This window comes from Streptomyces sp. NPDC032745 (assembly GCF_055579465.1).
In genome coordinates this window covers 73,636-90,135 of sequence record NZ_JBVING010000009.1, presented here as the reverse complement: position 1 = coordinate 90,135, position 16,500 = coordinate 73,636, and the positions used below count along the sequence as shown (strand labels likewise).

Here is a 16,500-nt window from a genome sequence, read left to right as displayed (position 1 = left end):
GAAAGCCCCCCGCCCTTCCTCTGCCGGTCCCGCGGACCCTGCTGCCCCCGCCCTTCCGGCTTCGCGTGCAGGGCAGCCCGCTCCACGGGTGGCTGCCAACGGAAGTACGGCACCGCCGACCGGGTGGACCTGCAGGAGATCGTGAACGGCTACGACACCGGCGAGGAGTACGTCCTCGTCGAGCCGAAGGAGCTCGACGAGATCGCGCCCGGCCGCTCGCAAGCACAGGGCATCGCCGGGTTCGTGGACCTCGAGGCCGTCGATCCGATCTTCTTCGACAAGACGTACCACCTCGCCCCCAGAGGTACGGAGTACGGCAAGGTGTACAGCCTCCTCGAGCAGGCTCTCGTGCAGGCCGGGAAGGCCGAGATCCCAACGTTCGTGATGCGCCAACACGAATACCTCGTCGCCGTGAAGACCGAGAACGGGCTCCAGGAAGCCCTCACCCGGGACAGGGCGCGCCAGAAGACCTTACCTGCCGGCTCCCGCCCCAGCTCCGGGAGGCATGTGGATCGCTTCTGCCTTCCAGGCCCGTTACCTCTTGGCCGCCGAATCGTTCCTCCAGGTGTCGCGACGGAATGCATACCGCTCCCCCGCGGTACCGCGACACCGGCCCGGGCAGTCACCCTTCCCCCCCTGACTCCCGGGCCCCACCCCCCTCTTCGCCCGCCCCAGTCAGCCACAGCTGGGGCCCGACTCCGGCGAAACGGGCCAGGACGAATCACCATCCACGGCCCCCGCACCCCTGGCTCCGGGCCGACATTGCCGCACCCGGTCCCGCAGCGTGCGCTGCCCCGCCTCATTGCCTGGGCCGGCCAGCTCGCCCCCCTGAGGTGTGGTGTGGGCGGTCGCCCGCCGTCCAGGCGGCCGCCCACACCTTGACACCGGTCAGTGGTGGCGTCGGCCCCAGGACTCGGTGTCGACCGTGCGGCCGCGGTCATCGCGCAGCGTGGCGGTGTCGGCGTGGTTGCCCCAGATGTAGTCGTGGTGGTTCTGGAACAGGTCGGTGCGGGTGTTGTGGCCGGTGCCGGTGTGGATGCGGATGGTGGCGCGGCCGTTGATGCGGATGTTGTCGAAGCGGTAACGGTTGCCGTCGTCGTCGCGCAGGGTCCAGCCGCGGAGGTTGACGGCTTCGCGGGTGGTGTTGGTGAGCTCTACCCACTCCGCGTTCAGGGACCGGTTGGAGCGGTCGTCGCGTCCGGGGCTGTCGGCCTGGACCCGGCTGATCTCCACCCGCGGACGCTGACGGTGACCGTCCTGGGCGGCCGCCGGCAACGCGGCAGCCCCGACCACCGCCCCGGCGGCAAGGACGGTAGCGGCGATACGACGGACAGCGGAAGCAGTAGATGACATGGGTGACGCTCCCTCAACAACAGTGCCCCACCTGCCGAAGCAGGCGACAGCAACCGGTGCGGATTCCCGGCCCGAAGTGAGCCGAGGGCCACACTCTCGACCCCATCCCCGCCCCGGTGCAGCCCCCGCCGAGGGCGGTTACCAGACACGGACATTCCCGTCACACTCGCCTGCACACACCACGCACATCCCGCAGGCGTGGCCCTGACATTCACCGCCCCCTACACCCACCCACCCCTCGAGCCGCACCCAAGGACAGGGCACTCCGGCGCACCACCGGGCGCACTCCTTCCCCGCCTCACCCACCCGGAGTAGCTGACCGAGTAACAACCGTTCTGCGGAATTCTTCGCACACACACCCATGGCCCGCATATCACTTCGTTCGCTGCGGCAGGCCCAAACGCCCCTCGGCAGCAACCTCGGTGCGGAGCAGAGCCACCGCGTTGGCCGCGTAGTCCTAGCTCGGACACCAGGGAACAAATAACCCGCCAGTAGCTTTCGTGGCTCCGTGGTGACGGTATTCTTCGGCTGGCGGGGCACGGTTTGGTCTTGCCAAGGTGTCCGTACACCGTCGACCTCGGCACGCCGAAGAGTCGGCGATCTGCTGGACGGTCTTCTCGCGGGCGTCGTAGAGCTGCCGGGCGAGTGCGGCCTGGTCCTCCGTGAGCTTGGGCCGGTACCCACCGACCCGGCCGCGGGCCCGCGCGGACGCGAATCCGTCGCTGGTGTTCGCCACGATCAGTTCGCGCTGGAGCTCGGCGAGTACGGACAGCATCCCGAACATGACGCGGCCCTCCGTGGTGGAGGTGTCGATGCCCTGCTCGATGACGTGCAGGCCGATGCCGCGCGTAGCGGATGTGCATGTGTCGGAATCTGTCGGCCGGACCGTTCACCGACGTTGATTCCCGACACAAGTTGTCGACAGCGCCCACCTGCGGGTTCGTTGTCCAAGCCTTCGTCTTGCCCTTCGGTCAGCTGGCGTGCGTACTCGGCTGCGCCTTCTCGGAGACCTTGCAGGCATGGTCCGCCAGCCTGCGGCACGTTCTCGACGTACTCAAGCTGCTCTCCGGGGAGAGCAGCGGACAGGGGCACCGAGGGCGCCCCAACAGACGGTGCGGGCGACCGCGTAGGCTGCAGGCCGGCGCTGCTGTGGCCCCCACCGGCCCGGCTGGGCCACCGCGGTCACGCCCGCTGTCCCTGCATCCTCACCAGCCGGTGAATCATTTCAGGTTCCAATGCCGGGTTCGCCGCGGCCGCATGGGCCAGTTCCTCGTCGTCGAGGAGTTCCGTCAGCCGGGGCTGCGGAAGATTCGGGTGGCGTGCCAGTGCGGCTCGCACGGCAGGGTCCGGGTCCCGGGTGAGTCGCTCCACGGTTGCCGGCGCGGTCTGGGGGTCGCGGGCGGCCAAGGCGCGGACCTCGGGGTCCTGATGGTCGGCGAAGGCGGCCAGGCCGGTGGTAGGGAAGTTCGGCCGGGTGGTGAGGTGCGCACGCTCGGGGCCGTTGTACTCAAGGAAGCTGCGCAGCAGGAGTGACGCCGGGGCGTCCGGATGGTTCTGGGCCAGCAGTACGCGCACGCTGAGATCGTCGTCGGCGGCCAGGCGTTCTACGAGGTCGGGCGGCAGAGAGCGGTCCGTGGCCGCCTTCCGGCGCAGCAGGGGTGGCCGGAACTCGCGTCTCGGCGGACGCGTTGGGGGTCCCGGACCACGTAGGCCTCCGGCTGCGAGTCGAAGCAGTCGTTCACGGGGATGCTGTAGTCGATCCCGGCTCGTTCCTCCTCGCCCAGCTCGGGGTGCACGGACAGGGCCAGCCGCACCTTCGGGTCGGGGTCTGCGGCGAGCGCGCGGCGTTCGGCAGGTCCGAGGTCCGCGCGGTGCGCGATCCTCTCGCGCACATCTGGGTCCGGATCGGCGGCCAGGAAGACCACCAACGACACCTCGGCAATCTTCATCACTTGCATGCCCTGCGCGGACAGCAGCACCGTCTGGGCCCGCCGCCAGGTCACCACGACCCGGTGCCCCTGCGGATAATCCGCAACAGCCGCTTGCCCTCGTCGTCATCGATCTCACGGGCGCGTACTCGTTCTGCCACGGCCCGGCTGTAGGGGACGGCAGACTCCCAAGAGCCTCACTCAGACTGGTTGCCCCGTGCTCTGAGGGCTGCCTCCAGTCGGGCGATGTCCTCGGCGTCCTTGGTCCGTCGAGGCCGGGAGGGATCCCAGATGGGCATCATCCGCTTGATCTCGATCTGGGCCTTCGGACTGACGATCGCACATTGCAGACCACCGATACGGCCCGGCCCTGCGTCGAGCATTCCCTCGGGCCAGGGCGCACCGGCCCATGGGCCCCCGGCGACCACCACACGGCCGCCCGCATCCCGGTGCAGGAGCGTAAAGCTGTTGTCCAGCCCGTCCTTGGCGAAGTCGAGCTGCAGGTCAGGCGACGGTCCTGGGACCGGTTGATAGCCGTGCAGCAGCAAGCCTTCCGCCAGGGCCTCGGCATCGTCTGCCCAAGCGAACCAGTCGATGTCCTCATGATCCCGCGTGATCCCGCCGAGGAAGAAGTCCATGGCCCATCCACCGCGAAGCCACACCTCGACCCCAAGAGCTCCGGCAACCTGCACGGCCTCAGCGATCAGGCGGAGCTGTTGATCAGCACGTCCCATGTCCACAGCCAGGCAGGTTACGCGGCAACCGCCGTGCCCAGCACACCATTTGTCTCCCACGGGGCGGGCAAACGATGCGTGCTGCGGCACTGACTCACACCAGCCGGGTTCGAACAACAGCTGATCACACGACGTACGCTGTCACTCGTCGCATGAACCCCAGTGTCCACTCCCTCGCATCAACCCCACCCAGATACCGAACCAGTTACACCGTTTACTGCACAGACCCCCGGCGAGGTGCAGCAACTCGGCCCGTGATCGGGTGGGCCGCCTGCCGAGGGGTCCCGGACGGAAAGTGAATCGATGCCAGCATGACTGACGAAGCGAGAGGGGAGCCCGTCGGCGGACTTCCTGGCCGGGCGCGAGAAATCGCGATCCTGCGCGCGGTGCTGGCGGGCGAAGGTGGCAACTGGTGCGTCGCGGTCACCGGCGAACCGGGGATCGGCAAGAGTCGGCTGCTGACGGAGCTGGGGAAGCTCGCGGACACAGCAGGATGGACGGTCCGCAGCGCACGCGCGGCGGAGTTCGAGTCCCACATCCCGTTCGGTGTGTTCGTCAACGCGCTCGACGACCAGCTCGCCGAGCTGGGCCCGGAGCGTCTCGCCGTCCTCGGGCAACAGCAGCTCGCACTGCTGGCGACCGTGTTCCCGGCGATTCCCGCCACCGGCCCCGCCGACCTGGTCGACGCGGAGCGGTACCGGCTGCACCGCGCGGTTCGGGCGTTGCTGGAGCTGGTCGCCGAGCCGTCCGGGCTGCTGCTCGTCTTCGACGATCTTCACTGGGCGGACGAGGGCTCGGTCGAGCTGCTCGACCACCTTTTGCGCCATCCGCCCCAGGCGCGGCTGGTCTTGGCATTGGCGGGCAGGCCCCGGCAGACGTCGCTGCGGCTGTGGCACGCGCTGTCCCGCGCCGCGAACGGCGGAGGGGCCGAGCTGCTGGAACTCGCGCCGCTGAGCCGAGCCGATGCCGGCCGCGTCATGCCGGAAGGTCTGGGCCGCTCCCGGCGGGAAGAGCTTTACCAGGCCAGTGGCGGAAACCCGTTCTACCTGGAAGCCCTGGTGCGGGCCGGTGAGCGGGGTATCGCCGTCGGTGATACGGCGCTCCACCCCGACGGGGCGATCCCGGTGGCGGTCCACGCGGTGCTCGCCGCCGAGTTGGCCGCGCTGACCCCGCAAGAGCGGGTCGTCGCGCACGCCGCCGCGGTCGTGGGTGACGACTTCGAGGCTGATTCGCTCGCCGAAACGGCAGCCATGGACGGCGGGTCCGTGCTCACCGCGCTCGACCGGCTCGCCGAGCGTGACCTGGTCCGGCTGGACGGCACGACCGGCCGGTTCCGGTACCGGCATCCGCTGGTGCGCAGCGTCGCCTACCAGGACGCCGGTCCTGGCTGGCGGCTTCAGGCACACGGCCGGGCCGCGTCGGCGCTCCGGAGCCGGGGCGCGCCGCCGGCCGAGTTCGCCCGGCACGTGGAGCGATCCGCCGTCCGCGGTGACCTCGAGGCGGTCGCGGCGCTAACCGAGGCGGCCGAGGCGACGATGCACACCACGCCGGCGACCGCCGGGCACTTCCTGCGGGCGGCCATCCGGTTGCTCCCCGACTCGGAGTCGGCCACGCCGCAGCGTCTGATCCTGCTCGGCCGGCTGGCACACGCACTCGGCGCCACGGGCGACCTGCGGCAGGCCAGGGAAACCATGCACGAAGTGCTGCGGCTCCTGCCTGCCGAACTCACCCAGATCCGGGCACAGACAGCGCGGGCCTGTGCGACGGTGGAGCAGATCCTCGGGCGCTATACCGAGGCCAGGGCGATGCTGCACAGCGAGTGGAGACGCGTCGAAGGTGTTGACGCCCACTCGGCGGCCGTCCTGCTCGTCGCGCTCGTGGCCGGTGAAAGTGTCGAGCGCGAGCACGGACAGGACCGGGTGGCCGAGGCGATCGCCGCCGCGCGGGAAGTCGGGGATCCGATGCTGCTGGCGACGGCGTTGTCGGCCGCAACGCTCATCGACCGGCGGACGGACCGGCTGGACGAGGCGGCCGCGCTCCTGGACGCGCTGCCCGACAGCGACCTGGTCCGCGACATCGATGCGGCGTTCTGGCTGAGCTGGTCGGAGGTCTCCGCCGACCGGCTCATGTCTGCGAGCCGGCACATGAGTCGTGGCCTGCAACTGGCTCGCGCGAGCAGGCAGTCCCACAAGATCGCGCTGCTGACCGCGATCCGCGGCATGGTGCATGCCTACCTCGGCGAGCTGGCGGCGGCGACGACCTGCTTCGACGACAGCCTGGAGTCGGCGGAACTGACCGGCAGCGAGGAGCTGCGCGTCATGGCGTTGACCTTCGGGTGCTGGATCACCACCTGGCGCGGCGACCTGGCCGAGGCCATCCGCCTGGGTAAGGAGGCCATCGTTGCCGACGACCAGGCGACGGCCATGAGTTCCTGGCGCAGTGGCCAGGCAGAGGCAATGCTGGCGCAGGCGATGTTGCACTCGGGTGATCCGCACGCTTGCATCGAGCTGTTGCTCACCAGTGGCGGTGGGACCGAGCTGCCTGCGGTGGGCCTCCGCACCAGGCCATTGGTGTACCTGATGCTCACGGAGGCGGAGGTCGCGGCCGGCCGAGTTGCCGCGGCCGCAGCATGGGCCGACCGAGCGGAGGACGCAGCCGGCCAGCTCGAGCTTCCGCTGCGCACCGCCATGGCACAGCAGGCCCGCGCGATCGCCACGCTGCCAACGGATCCGGCGGCAGCCGCACCGCTCGCTGTCGCCGCTGCCAACGCGTTCGGCCGGATCGGGGCGGCCGTGGAGGCCGGGCGGGCGCACTTGCTCGCCGCGACGGCGTTCGGCGGCAGCGGGGCGATCGACCAGGCCCGTGCGCACCTCGTATCCGCCCGCGCGTTGTTCACCCGGTGTGACGCGCAACTGTTCCTGCCTCAGGTCGCGCGCGAGGAGCGGCGCCTGAACGCGCGCGGCCCCCGGCCCGAAAGCGGCGTCGCGCGCTTCGACTTGACTGCCCGCGAGGTCGAGATCGTCAACCTGGCCTCGGACGGCCTGACCAACCGGGAAATCGGCCTCCGGCTGCATCTGAGTCCCAAGACCGTCGAAGTCCACCTGGGCCGGGCCTACGCGAAGGTCGGCGTCTCCGGTCGTGCTGCTCTGGCCGGTGTGTGGGCCGCCGCGACGCGTGATTGAGGACGCCGCGGCAGCCAACAACTCAGTTGCCGAGGTCGCGCGCGTACAGATTGAACCTCCGGCTGGTGCCGTCACCGCCCAGGTTCGTCGCGCTGGTCGTGAAGGCGACGTGGTGGCCGTCGGCCGAAATCGAGGGGCTGTAGCTGTACCCGTCGCTCTGCGAGCCGTCGTTGGCGACGCTGACCCTGGTCGTGGTGGCGGTCACCCGGTCGCGCACGTACACGTCCCAGCTCGAGTTGGTGTCGCCGGTCACCAGCTTTTCCTCGCCAGAGACGAACGCGATGTAACGGCCGTCGGCGGAGAGCGTGGTGCGCTCCTGGCCGGGGGTCCTGCTGTCGCTCAGGCCATTGGGACCGAGGTTCACCTGCGTCGTCGTCCGGGTGACCCGGTCGTACAGGAAGATGTCGGTGTCCATCGGACCGACGGTGTCGCCCGCCACCAGATTCGACGCCGTGGACTCGAACGCGACGAAGCGGCCGTCGCCCGAGATCGACGCCGTGCGACTGGCCGAATTGCCTTCGCTGCCGTCGGGACCGACGCTGATCCGGTCGGTGTACCCGGTCAGCTGGTCGTGCACGAACACGTCGTCCGCGCGGTTGGTGTCGGGGAACAGGGCCAGCGTCTTCGCCCCGGAGGAGAAGGCGACGTAGCGCCCGTCCGCCGAAATCGACGGCAGTTGGCTGATGTCGTCGCCCTGGCGGCCGTTCGAATCGACGCTGGCCCTGGTGGTCTCGCCGGTCTGCCGGTCGCGCACGAAGACGTCGTGGACGTCGTTGGTGTCGCCGGCCACCAGGTTCGACGCGGGTGAGTCGAAGGCGACGAACCGGCCGTCGGCGGAGATCGACGGATGGAAACTCTCACTGTCGCTCTGCTCGCCGTGGCTTCCGACGCTGACCCTGGTCGTCTCACCGGTCTGCAGGTCGTGCACGAAAATGTCGCGGTAGCGGTTGGTGTCACCGGCCACCAGGTTCGTCGCGAAGGACTCGAACGCGACGTAGCGGCCGTCGGCGGAGATCGACGGATTCCGGCTCACGTTGTTCGCTTGGTTGCCCGCGGAGTCGACGCTGACCCTGGTGATGACGCCGGTCTGCCGGTCGCGCACGAACACGTCGTCCGCCCGGTTGGTGTCGCCGGCCACCAGATCCCTTGCCAGCGAAGCGAAAGCCACGTAGCGGCCGTCGGCGGAGATCGACGGCCCGCTGGCGGAGTTGCTGATCGGTGCCGTGCCTGCCGGCTTCGGTTCGGCGTCCATGGCATGCGCGACGCCGCCCGTTAGCAGCGCCGCGACGATTCCGGACGCGAGCACTGCGCGCCCTGCGTTGCGGATTACGGAGAGACGTCTCATGGGTGTCCTTCTGTTCGGTTCGCCGCCACGGCAGCGAATTGCTCTGATCAGCGTTCCGTGTCGGACCGGCCGAAGCATGAGGGAACCCCCTACACCTTCGGCGTCGCGTTCTGCGCGGCGCGCGTTTGGATCTCGCACGGCACATTTCAGCGTGCCGTGTCCGATCCGGCGTTTTGCAGTGAGCAACAGCCAGTGGATCGGGCCGGCGAGACCCATCTGCGGTTTCGCCGGCTCACCCCAGGCTTGTCGTTCGGAGCGCGGTGGGCGCATCGGCTGTGAACCGGTCGAGGAGGCGGTCATCGGCCGTGCGGCGATGACGGACACGCCTGAGCAGACCGACGCGTTCGGCATACACGCCTTCGAGAGCTGCTCCCGATCAACAGCAACTACCCTGGCCCGAGCCGCATAGACGTGTTCAAAACCCATGGTCAAGGCCCCTCCAACGGGACACCCCGAGGATGTCGCAGAGGCGCTTTACGCCGAACCGGCGCTGGTGATCTTCAACGAACTGGCAGCGGTTCACCAGCGTGTCTCCCCCGCGAAATACCGGGCCACGTTGTGGAGGATATGGCGCTCTTCTTCCAGCTCGCGGATCCTCTTGCGTGCCGCGGCCAGCTCCGCTTGAACGGCGTCGCCGCCGGCCTGCGCAGCGGCCGGCGGCGAGGAGTGGGCGCCGGGGCGGCGCCCGTCGGCGGCCCGTATCCAGTTCCGTAGTGTCTCGGCGTTAACCCCGAGATCACCAGCGGCCGACCTGATCGTCGCTCCTGGCCTCGACCGGCCGGCGCAACCGCGTCCGCCTTGAACTCTGCGGGATGGTGCTTCATCCCCACGGGGACTCCGTTCTCTTGGACCATCAAGGTCCAAGTTTCTCCGGTGTCCAAAACCCGGGGTCAATGCCCCTCCGTGGCTGGTCCCCCGTCCGCACCGGGGCCGCCGTGGACGGCAGCGATGGGCCCTGCCTTGCTGGCCTCCATCTGCATGTACTGCTGCACCGCTTGCCCGGCGATGCCCTGCGGGAAGGCCAGGGCGTGCTCCAGCGCGGCACACACGGCCACCACCATCCCTTCGTCCCGCTGGGCCGCTCCCGGGCGAACTCGGTGGACGCAGCCAACGGCATCGGCCGCAGAGGCGGGCGGGGCGGTGCCCTCCCAACCGTGCTCAATTATCGAACATTTGGCCATATCTCGTGGGTGACAATGTGTCGGCAGATGGTCGCTCTGCGATACCGTCGGCGTCGAGATGAACGCAGTGCTGCGCGGGACGGACGGGGGACTCCGGCGGGCCCGGGCTGCTCCGACTCAATCTGGAGGATCGACATGTTCCGTGACCGTCCCCGCCGCACGATGAGCGTCGCCGCCGCCGCGGTGGCAGCCGCCGGCGCCGTGACGATCAGCGTGCTGTCCCTGCAACCCGCCGCGGCGGACGGGGACAAGGATATCCGCCTCACGACGGTGCAGAAGGTCGGCACCGAGCCGGAGCACCCCAAGACCGGGGACCGCTGGACGACCTACTTCGACCTGCACTCCACGGCGACGGACAAGGATGGCAAGGAGCGCGCGGGCAAGCGCGTCGGCGACGCGAGCGACCGCTGCGACGTGGTCCTGGCCCGCTACGAGGGCACGGTCGTCCAGTGCGAACGCGTCCTGCGCACGGACAAGGGCACCCTCGTCCTGACCTCCCTGACCGACCGCTTCGGCCGCCCTCCCTACCCGACGACGGCCGCGGTGACAGGCGGCACGGGAACGTACGCGGGGGCGACGGGCGAGGCGCGCCTGATGCTGAACGGCGACGCAGCGTCGTACCGCATCCAGCTGCGCTGACCTCCGGCCGAACGCCCCAAAGTTGAGGCGGTCACGGTGCCCCTACCCCGCCTCGCCTACCCCAATGCCGCGTAGTTGCTCGCTTCGGGGTGTCAGGGTGAGCGTGGGTCGTCGGGGACGGGGGTGCGGACGGAGGTCGGTAGGCCGCAGGCAGGTGAGCGGGTCGTCGTGCACTGGGGTGCGGGTGGTGGTCACCCCGCGGTCGCCGACCGGTCCAGGCGGTGGTGGTAGAGGCCGATCAGGCGGCGGCCGGAGGAGGGGGAGACCTCAGGGGGCCTCGTCGCACATGCGGCTCGCCCTCCAGGGGCTCCGGGCGGCGCGCACATGGGCCGTCAGCAACGCCCGCACGCCCGGCGTATCGATGCCCAGAGCGAGTTCACGGCGGGTGACGCCGTCCCGGTCCAGGTCGGCTGTCGGGAGCGTCGTACGCCCTTCGCGCAGGTCGTCGGCCGCGTCGAAGAGGTTGTCGGTGCGCTGGATTCCGTCGGAGAGGACCCGGCAGGTCTGGGCGAAGTCGTGGTCCGGTACCTGGTGGAGGATCAAGCCGGAGGTGATCACGGCGCCGGGCCAGGTGACGGACTGCCTCCGGGCCCGGCCCGCTCCGTGGCGCGCTGTTCACGATTGGGCTGATCAGCGTTGGATGGGCTGCTGAGGATCGCTTCCCGTCCGTTGAGTGATCGTTTCCCGAATCGAAATCCGACAGGGTGTCACGAGACCGCGTCGACTGGCTCGCGATGCTTCGACTTGACCTGCGCTACGGCAGCAGGCATGAACGCCGCGACGGTATCGGCCTCTGCCTGGGTCAGCGAGAGGACGGTGCTGATGACCACGAGCGAACTCCCCACGCGCACAACAGTCGCGTCAGCGTGTTGCGAGAAACCCGTGCTGCTCGTCGTGACCATCGCCTGGATGACGAGGCTCTCATCTCCGAGCCGGGGACCTTCGGCGACGGTGAAACTGGCGGTCTCGGCGGGCTCCCATGACGCGCGCGGCAGATCCACGCTCCGGCACCGATCTACCAGGTTGCGCATGTCCTGCATCGCCTGGTGCGCACCATCGCCCGGGAACGAGTAGAGCGTCTCCAGGCCGGGAATGACGCCGCCCTCAACGGAGGGTCCACCTCTGAACGTGGCTGTTGCGGACGCGGACGATGCCGTCGTACTCGCATCCACAACCGTCTGCCCATCGAGGAGTTCCACGCAGGACGGCGGTCTTGTCGACGCGCCCGATGCTCCCTTCGGCTTCTCATCCTTGGGATCCGCCACGGAGGTCCAGCCGCCCGGCAAGACTGCGGGCAGAAGGCGTGCTCGCAGCTCAGCAGCCGACTGCGGTTGCAGCTCAGCAGCCAGCATCGGTTGTTGAGGCTTCGTCGAGCTGCCACAAGCTGTGACCGACGCGAGCATCGCAATTCCAGCCACGCACCGGATCCCGAAGCTGGTCACCTCAACGCCCCTCCCACCCCAAGTGATCAAATCGCCCGAAGCTAGCAGGGTGCTGCCGCATGGGCAAATGTGCTGGCAGGTCGGGAGGCTGGGGGTCGCGATCGGTGAGGTGTTTTGCGCGGCCCGGACGGATACGGGCTAGTACGGGTCTGTACGGGCAACGGTGGATCTTCGAATAGGAAGTGACGCCTGATGACAGCGGTGACCGTGTCGGCGGAGGCCGTGGCGGAAGTGCAGCCGTCCGGGTTGATGCCGGACGTTCTGGAGGTTCTGGACGATCAGCTGATCAGTCAGCTGATGGACCGGGCCAGGGCCGACGGGATCAAGCTGCGGGCCAGGGTGGTCTGCTGCAGCAGTTGACGAAGAGGATCCTCGAGTCGGCCCTGGAAGGCGAGATCACCGGCCACCTCGGGCATGAGAAGCATGAGAAGGCCGGCTCGGGCAACACCCGGAACGGGACCCGGTCGAAGACTGTGGTGACCGAGGTCGGCCCGGTCGTGCTCGAGGTCCCGCGGGACCGGGAGGGCCCGTTCGAGCCGCAGATCGTCAAGAAGCGGCAGCGTCGGCTGACCGGGGTCGACGAGACGGTGCTCTCGCTGTCCGCCCTCGGCCTGACCAAGGTGGTCGATGGCATGAACGAATGACAGAACCGGCCCCTCGACTCGGTCTACCCGGTTTTGTTCATCGACTGTGTCCACGTGAAGCTGTGGGACGGGAAGGTCGCGAACAGGCCGCTCTACGTGGTCCTGGCGGTCACCGTCGAGGGCACTCGCGAGATCCTGGGACTCTGGGCCGGCGACGGAGGCGAGGGCGCCAAGTACTGGCTCCAGGTCCTCACGGAGATCAAGAACCGCGGCACGGAAGACGTCTGCATGGTCGTCTGTGACGGTTTGAAGGGGCTGCCTGACGCGATCGCGGCGGTCTGGCCGCAGGCGATCACACAGACGTGTGTCGTTCACCTGCTGCGGGCCTCGTTCCGTTACGCGGCCGGCGGGACTGGGACAAGATCTCGAAGGGCGGTGAGTTCGTCTTCGGCCGCCCCGAGACCTGGGGCGAGGCGGCGGTGGTGACCGTGACCGACATCGAGCGGTACGGGACGGCGACGGCTCAGGCATGGGACCGGCTGCACCCCCGGCTGACCTGCCGGGCGGCGTGGGGCGATCACGAAGGCCCCTTGCCCGTCATCGAGGGCACCGTGATCCGGTTGACGGTCGCGAAACTGCCCAGCGGCGGGGTGAACAAGCCTGTCTGGCTGCGGTGGTCCCGCACCGCCGCGGGCTCCGAAGACGTGGATCGGTGCTGGCGGGCGTTTCTGCGAAGGTTCGACGTGGAGCACACATTCCGCCTGTTCAAGCAGACGCTTGGCTGGACCCGCCCCAAGCTGCGGGACTCCGCCGCGGCCGACCGCTGGACCTGGCTCGTCCTGGCCGCACACGCCCAATTCCGACTCGCCCGCCCACTCGCGCGGGACCTCCGCCGGCCCTGGGAACGGCCAGCAGAACCGAACAGACTCACCCCCGCCCGAGTCCACCGGGGGTTCAGGAACCTGCGCGCGAAGACGGGCACGCCAGCACGTGCACCGAAACCCACCCGCTACGACGTCGGACGAGTCCTCGCCACTGGCGAGTCCTGCACCAGACCCGCACACCACAAGGTCGGCACCAAACCCCGACGCAGCTCAGGACCGAGTACAGCAGCGTGAATCACCGGTCCGACAGCATGGTGATCGTGCGACGATTCGTTGGCCAACAGAGCCACGAGCGGGGATGAAGGACGATGGAGTACATCAACCTGGATGCGCAGGTCGGCAACATGTCAGGCGTCATATCCCCTACTCGATACCTGGAACGTCTGCCCTCGCTGGCTGACGATCTGCCAGCCGGAGCCCGGGGCTTCGCGACTGCCCCAGAGCACTACGACTTCTACAGCAAGCGGTGCGTGAAGGATCTGGAGGTCCAGTACGTCCGCACTATCGGAGCTGATGACCAGCAGGTGGAGATCCAGTTCCGGCACAACTGCTGGAAGCACGACGAAGACCTGGTCATCCGCTATGCAGGCGTCTCCAGCTTCGATGCCGGAGGCGTCGAGAACAGCAACTGGGCGGACCTGGGGACCGTAATCCTCGATGAGGTCCTGCCCCACCAGAACGGTTGCAGCCACGAGATCGCGTTCTGGAACGGATCACTCACGGTCGTCTGTCGTGACCTCGTCGCGACCTGGACTGAGGCTGACTGCCCCGACAAGTCATAGGCCAGCAAGACCTCCCACCCGCAGCCCACCTCCTTGCCGAGGCTAAAGGGCAAGCTCAGCTTGCCCTTTAACCTGCGGCGCGGGGGGCCTGCTCTCCGGCAGGGATGAAGACGGCTACGTAGTCCTCGAACCCTTTGCTGAGTCCCCATTCCTTGCGGGCCATTGCGGCTTCATACCGGGCTCGGGAGTCCTCTCGGCCCCTGGCGTAGACGTGAACCCTGTAGATCGTCGCTGGGTGAAGCGTCAGGGTTGGGGCGAACCCCTGGTTACCCGGTAGCCAGCCCATCGCCGGCGTGGCAGGGCCGGTGGTGGGGCCGGAGATTCCCATCCGGCCTCCGTAGATGGGCCGGTACAGCCAGGAACCGAGCGATTGCCATTGTTCCGTCTGCTGCACAGGCTCGGCCTCGGCTGCCATGAGGGTTACCCAGGCATCGTGTGCCTGGACGCGACTGACGACGGTGAGCATGCCGGGTGTGACGATCACGGACTCGTCGGTATGAAAGTCCGGCAGATTGTCGACACTCTCGAATCCCTCCTCGATGTGCTCGGCAATGTAGAAGTGCGAGTACCGGATACCGACGACACCGCTGACTATGTCCATCTCCGCACCCTACGTGCCGATCGAATCTCTGGGGGCGGGGCTTCTTCGTCAGGGTTTGGTGCCGACGTTGTGGTATGCGGGTCGTGGGTAGGACTCGCCGGTGGCGAGGACGCGTCCGACGTCGTGGCGGGTGGCGGGCTGTCGGTTCTTCGAGCCGAGCGGGCGGCCGGGGCCGGGCTTGGTGGGTTTTGGTGCACCGGCTGGCGTGCCTGTCTTCGCGCGGAGGTTCCTGAACCCCCGCCGGACCCGGGCGGGGGTGAGTCTGTTCGGTTCGGCCGACCGCTCCCAGGGACGGCGGAGGTCCCGAGCGAGCGGGCGGGCCGGCGAGACGGAGCTGGGCGTGTGCGGCCAGGACGAGCCAGGTCCAGCAGTCGGCCGCTTGTGAGTCGCGCAGGCGGGGCCGGGTCCAGCCGAGAGTCTGCTTGAGCAGACGAAACGTGTGCTCAACGTCGAACCTGCGCAGGAACGCGTGCCAGCACCGGTCGACGTCCTGCGTGGCGGCGCCGTTGCCCGACCACCACAGCCAGACGGGCTTGTTCACCCCGCCGCTGGGCAGCTGCTCGACCGTCAACCTGATCACGGTGCCCTCAATGAGGGGCAATGGCCCCTCGTGGTCGCTCCAAGCGGCCCGGCGGGCGAGCCGGGGGTGGAGCCGGTCCCAGGCCTGGGCGGTTGCGGTCCCGTAGCGGTCGGTGTTGGTGACTGCGACCGCGGTGGCTTCGCCCACGTGGCCGGGTCACCGAAGACGAACTCGCCTCCGTGCCTGGGCGGGCGACCGCCTTGCGGCGGGCAGATCCACGACACCGGGACGCGCTTGCGCATCACCCGGTCCGAACGGAGCCGCCCCAGCACCTCGACAGGAAGACCGGCCAGGAGGTGGGCGATACGGGGTGCGTCGTATCCGGCGTCGAGGACGACCAAGACGTTCGGGTCACCCTCCCGCCACTGGCCAGCTTCCACGAGGCGTTCGACGACATCGCGGACCTGGTCGGCGGTGACCGCAGCCAGGTCGGCGCCGGGCTCCAGCCGGATCGCGTCCAGCAGCGCGGTCCACGAGGTCCGGCCCGTCTCCAGCGCGGCGACGATCGAGTACGGCCAGCCGGGCACCATCTGGTGCTTGCCCAGGCCCCGACCGAAGGTGTGGCAGAACGGTCGGTCCGAGCATGTGTCGGCGTCCGGCCGCAGCCACGGAGACACGTCTACCGCCAACACCACGCGGCCGTCCCTGGCCCGTGGCAACGGCACACCCGCCAAGGCCCACCGCAGCCGGGCAACCTCGATCCGGCCCCGGTTCAGCCCGGAGAACAAGGCCCCGTGACCACGGCGGTGTTCCGGCGCGAGCCGCCAAGTCCACGAGCGTGCGGACCGGTCCGTCGCTGCACAGCAGCGCGTCACACAGCTCGAACAACGCATCGCTCCGGGAGGCCAGGCTTGCGTACAGCTCCGACCGGAACCCTGACAACACCGGCAAGGCGCCCAGGTGGTCAGCGATGCGGAGTGTTGGATGAGCCGCTGGTAGTCGCGGGCGTGTCTGCGGGGGTGCATGACCCAGGCCAGTGATCTTCGACGACCCAGCGGCGGGGCAGGACGACGAAGCCGACCGCGTTCTTGGGCCGGCTCACCGTCTTGATCGTCAGGCTCAGGTACTTCTTCGCCCGGGTTACGAGCTGTCCGGCGTAGGCGGAGTCGGCCCAGACGATCGTGATCTCAGGGTGCATGAGCCGTAGCCGGAAGAGGACTTGCTTGGCTGCGTCGCGGTCGGTGATGTCGGCGGGGGTGACCTGGCGAACAGCGGCAGGCCCTTGGTGTCGACGACAAGGTGCCGCTTGCGTCCGCAAGAGGCAC

15 protein-coding genes and 5 pseudogenes are annotated in these 16,500 nt (G+C 68.8%); 7 read left to right on the top strand and 13 right to left on the bottom strand.

Annotation, left to right across the window (positions count from 1 at the left end; genetic code table 11):
• Nucleotides 1-123: 123 nt before the first annotated feature.
• Complete coding sequence (locus ACZ5WG_RS23530) at nt 124-882, top strand: Ku protein (RefSeq protein ID WP_468725658.1); 759 nt, start codon at nt 124-126, stop codon at nt 880-882.
• Between the two features lie 6 nt (nt 883-888).
• On the opposite strand, the gene ACZ5WG_RS23525 is transcribed toward ACZ5WG_RS23530, so the two are convergent.
• The 5 genes and pseudogenes from ACZ5WG_RS23525 to ACZ5WG_RS23505 form a co-directional block, all read right to left on the bottom strand.
• Complete coding sequence (locus ACZ5WG_RS23525; protein ID WP_468725656.1) at nt 889-1,353, bottom strand: lamin tail domain-containing protein; 465 nt, start codon at nt 1,351-1,353, stop codon at nt 889-891.
• 457 nt (nt 1,354-1,810) lie between these two features.
• Nucleotides 1,811-2,167: a recombinase family protein gene (locus ACZ5WG_RS23520; protein ID WP_468725962.1), complete on the bottom strand. Its 357-nt coding sequence runs from the start codon at nt 2,165-2,167 to the stop codon at nt 1,811-1,813.
• Nucleotides 2,168-2,535: 368 nt separating this feature from the next.
• Nucleotides 2,536-2,928, bottom strand: a complete 393-nt coding sequence (locus ACZ5WG_RS23515; RefSeq protein WP_468725654.1) for a hypothetical protein — start codon at nt 2,926-2,928, stop codon at nt 2,536-2,538.
• 350 nt (nt 2,929-3,278) lie between these two features.
• Nucleotides 3,279-3,442, bottom strand: a pseudogene (locus ACZ5WG_RS23510) (IS630 family transposase); the annotation flags it as partial.
• Between the two features lie 36 nt (nt 3,443-3,478).
• Nucleotides 3,479-4,015, bottom strand: a complete 537-nt coding sequence (locus ACZ5WG_RS23505) for a nucleotidyltransferase domain-containing protein (protein ID WP_468725961.1) — start codon at nt 4,013-4,015, stop codon at nt 3,479-3,481.
• A gap of 311 nt (nt 4,016-4,326) precedes the next feature.
• On the opposite strand from ACZ5WG_RS23505, the gene ACZ5WG_RS23500 reads away from it, so the two are divergent.
• Nucleotides 4,327-7,197: a helix-turn-helix transcriptional regulator gene (locus ACZ5WG_RS23500; RefSeq protein ID WP_468725653.1), complete on the top strand. Its 2,871-nt coding sequence runs from the start codon at nt 4,327-4,329 to the stop codon at nt 7,195-7,197.
• Between the two features lie 22 nt (nt 7,198-7,219).
• On the opposite strand, the gene ACZ5WG_RS23495 is transcribed toward ACZ5WG_RS23500, so the two are convergent.
• The 3 genes from ACZ5WG_RS23495 to ACZ5WG_RS23485 all read right to left on the bottom strand — a co-directional run bounded on the left by ACZ5WG_RS23495 (nt 7,220) and on the right by ACZ5WG_RS23485 (nt 9,603).
• Nucleotides 7,220-8,542 carry a TolB family protein gene (locus ACZ5WG_RS23495; protein ID WP_468725652.1) on the bottom strand — a complete coding sequence of 441 codons (1,323 nt, stop codon included), beginning with the start codon at nt 8,540-8,542 and terminating at the stop codon, nt 7,220-7,222.
• Between the two features lie 519 nt (nt 8,543-9,061).
• Complete coding sequence (locus ACZ5WG_RS23490) at nt 9,062-9,406, bottom strand: transposase (protein ID WP_468725650.1); 345 nt, start codon at nt 9,404-9,406, stop codon at nt 9,062-9,064.
• A 26-nt stretch (nt 9,407-9,432) separates the two neighbouring features.
• Nucleotides 9,433-9,603, bottom strand: a complete 171-nt coding sequence (locus ACZ5WG_RS23485) for a hypothetical protein (protein WP_468725648.1) — start codon at nt 9,601-9,603, stop codon at nt 9,433-9,435.
• Nucleotides 9,604-9,858: 255 nt separating this feature from the next.
• Here ACZ5WG_RS23485 and ACZ5WG_RS23480 point away from each other — a divergent pair, with 255 nt between their 5' ends.
• Nucleotides 9,859-10,362 carry a hypothetical protein gene (locus ACZ5WG_RS23480; RefSeq protein ID WP_468725646.1) on the top strand — a complete coding sequence of 168 codons (504 nt, stop codon included), beginning with the start codon at nt 9,859-9,861 and terminating at the stop codon, nt 10,360-10,362.
• 267 nt (nt 10,363-10,629) lie between these two features.
• On the opposite strand, the gene ACZ5WG_RS23475 is transcribed toward ACZ5WG_RS23480, so the two are convergent.
• Both ACZ5WG_RS23475 and ACZ5WG_RS23470 read right to left on the bottom strand, forming a co-directional pair.
• Nucleotides 10,630-10,905, bottom strand: a complete 276-nt coding sequence (locus tag ACZ5WG_RS23475) for a squalene/phytoene synthase family protein (RefSeq protein WP_468725645.1) — start codon at nt 10,903-10,905, stop codon at nt 10,630-10,632.
• A 164-nt stretch (nt 10,906-11,069) separates the two neighbouring features.
• Nucleotides 11,070-11,804, bottom strand: coding sequence for a hypothetical protein (locus ACZ5WG_RS23470; RefSeq protein ID WP_468725643.1), 735 nt, complete (start codon nt 11,802-11,804; stop codon nt 11,070-11,072).
• Between the two features lie 192 nt (nt 11,805-11,996).
• Here ACZ5WG_RS23470 and ACZ5WG_RS23465 point away from each other — a divergent pair, with 192 nt between their 5' ends.
• The 4 genes and pseudogenes from ACZ5WG_RS23465 (at nt 11,997) to ACZ5WG_RS23450 (ending at nt 14,054) form a co-directional block, all read left to right on the top strand.
• The gene (locus ACZ5WG_RS23465; RefSeq protein ID WP_468725642.1) at nt 11,997-12,164 is read left to right on the top strand and encodes a hypothetical protein; all 168 of its coding nucleotides are present in this window, start codon (nt 11,997-11,999) and stop codon (nt 12,162-12,164) included.
• A pseudogene (locus ACZ5WG_RS23460) lies at nt 12,161-12,874 on the top strand (transposase). Before ACZ5WG_RS23465 ends, ACZ5WG_RS23460 begins: the two are co-directional and overlap by 4 nt.
• Nucleotides 12,820-13,506: pseudogene (locus ACZ5WG_RS23455) on the top strand (NF041680 family putative transposase); the annotation flags it as partial. The pseudogenes ACZ5WG_RS23460 and ACZ5WG_RS23455, both read left to right, overlap by 55 nt.
• A 74-nt stretch (nt 13,507-13,580) precedes the next feature.
• The gene (locus ACZ5WG_RS23450; protein WP_468725641.1) at nt 13,581-14,054 is read left to right on the top strand and encodes a hypothetical protein; all 474 of its coding nucleotides are present in this window, start codon (nt 13,581-13,583) and stop codon (nt 14,052-14,054) included.
• A gap of 67 nt (nt 14,055-14,121) precedes the next feature.
• Here the strand turns inward: ACZ5WG_RS23450 and ACZ5WG_RS23445 are convergent, their stop codons facing one another.
• From ACZ5WG_RS23445 to ACZ5WG_RS23435, 3 genes and pseudogenes are all read right to left on the bottom strand, one after another.
• On the bottom strand, nt 14,122-14,655 hold the full coding sequence (locus tag ACZ5WG_RS23445) for a hypothetical protein (RefSeq protein WP_468725639.1): 534 nt from the start codon (nt 14,653-14,655) through the stop codon (nt 14,122-14,124).
• A 48-nt stretch (nt 14,656-14,703) separates the two neighbouring features.
• Nucleotides 14,704-16,126, bottom strand: a pseudogene (locus ACZ5WG_RS23440) (NF041680 family putative transposase).
• 2 nt (nt 16,127-16,128) lie between these two features.
• Nucleotides 16,129-16,489 (bottom strand): annotated as a pseudogene (locus ACZ5WG_RS23435) (transposase); the annotation flags it as partial.
• Nucleotides 16,490-16,500 lie beyond the last annotated feature (11 nt).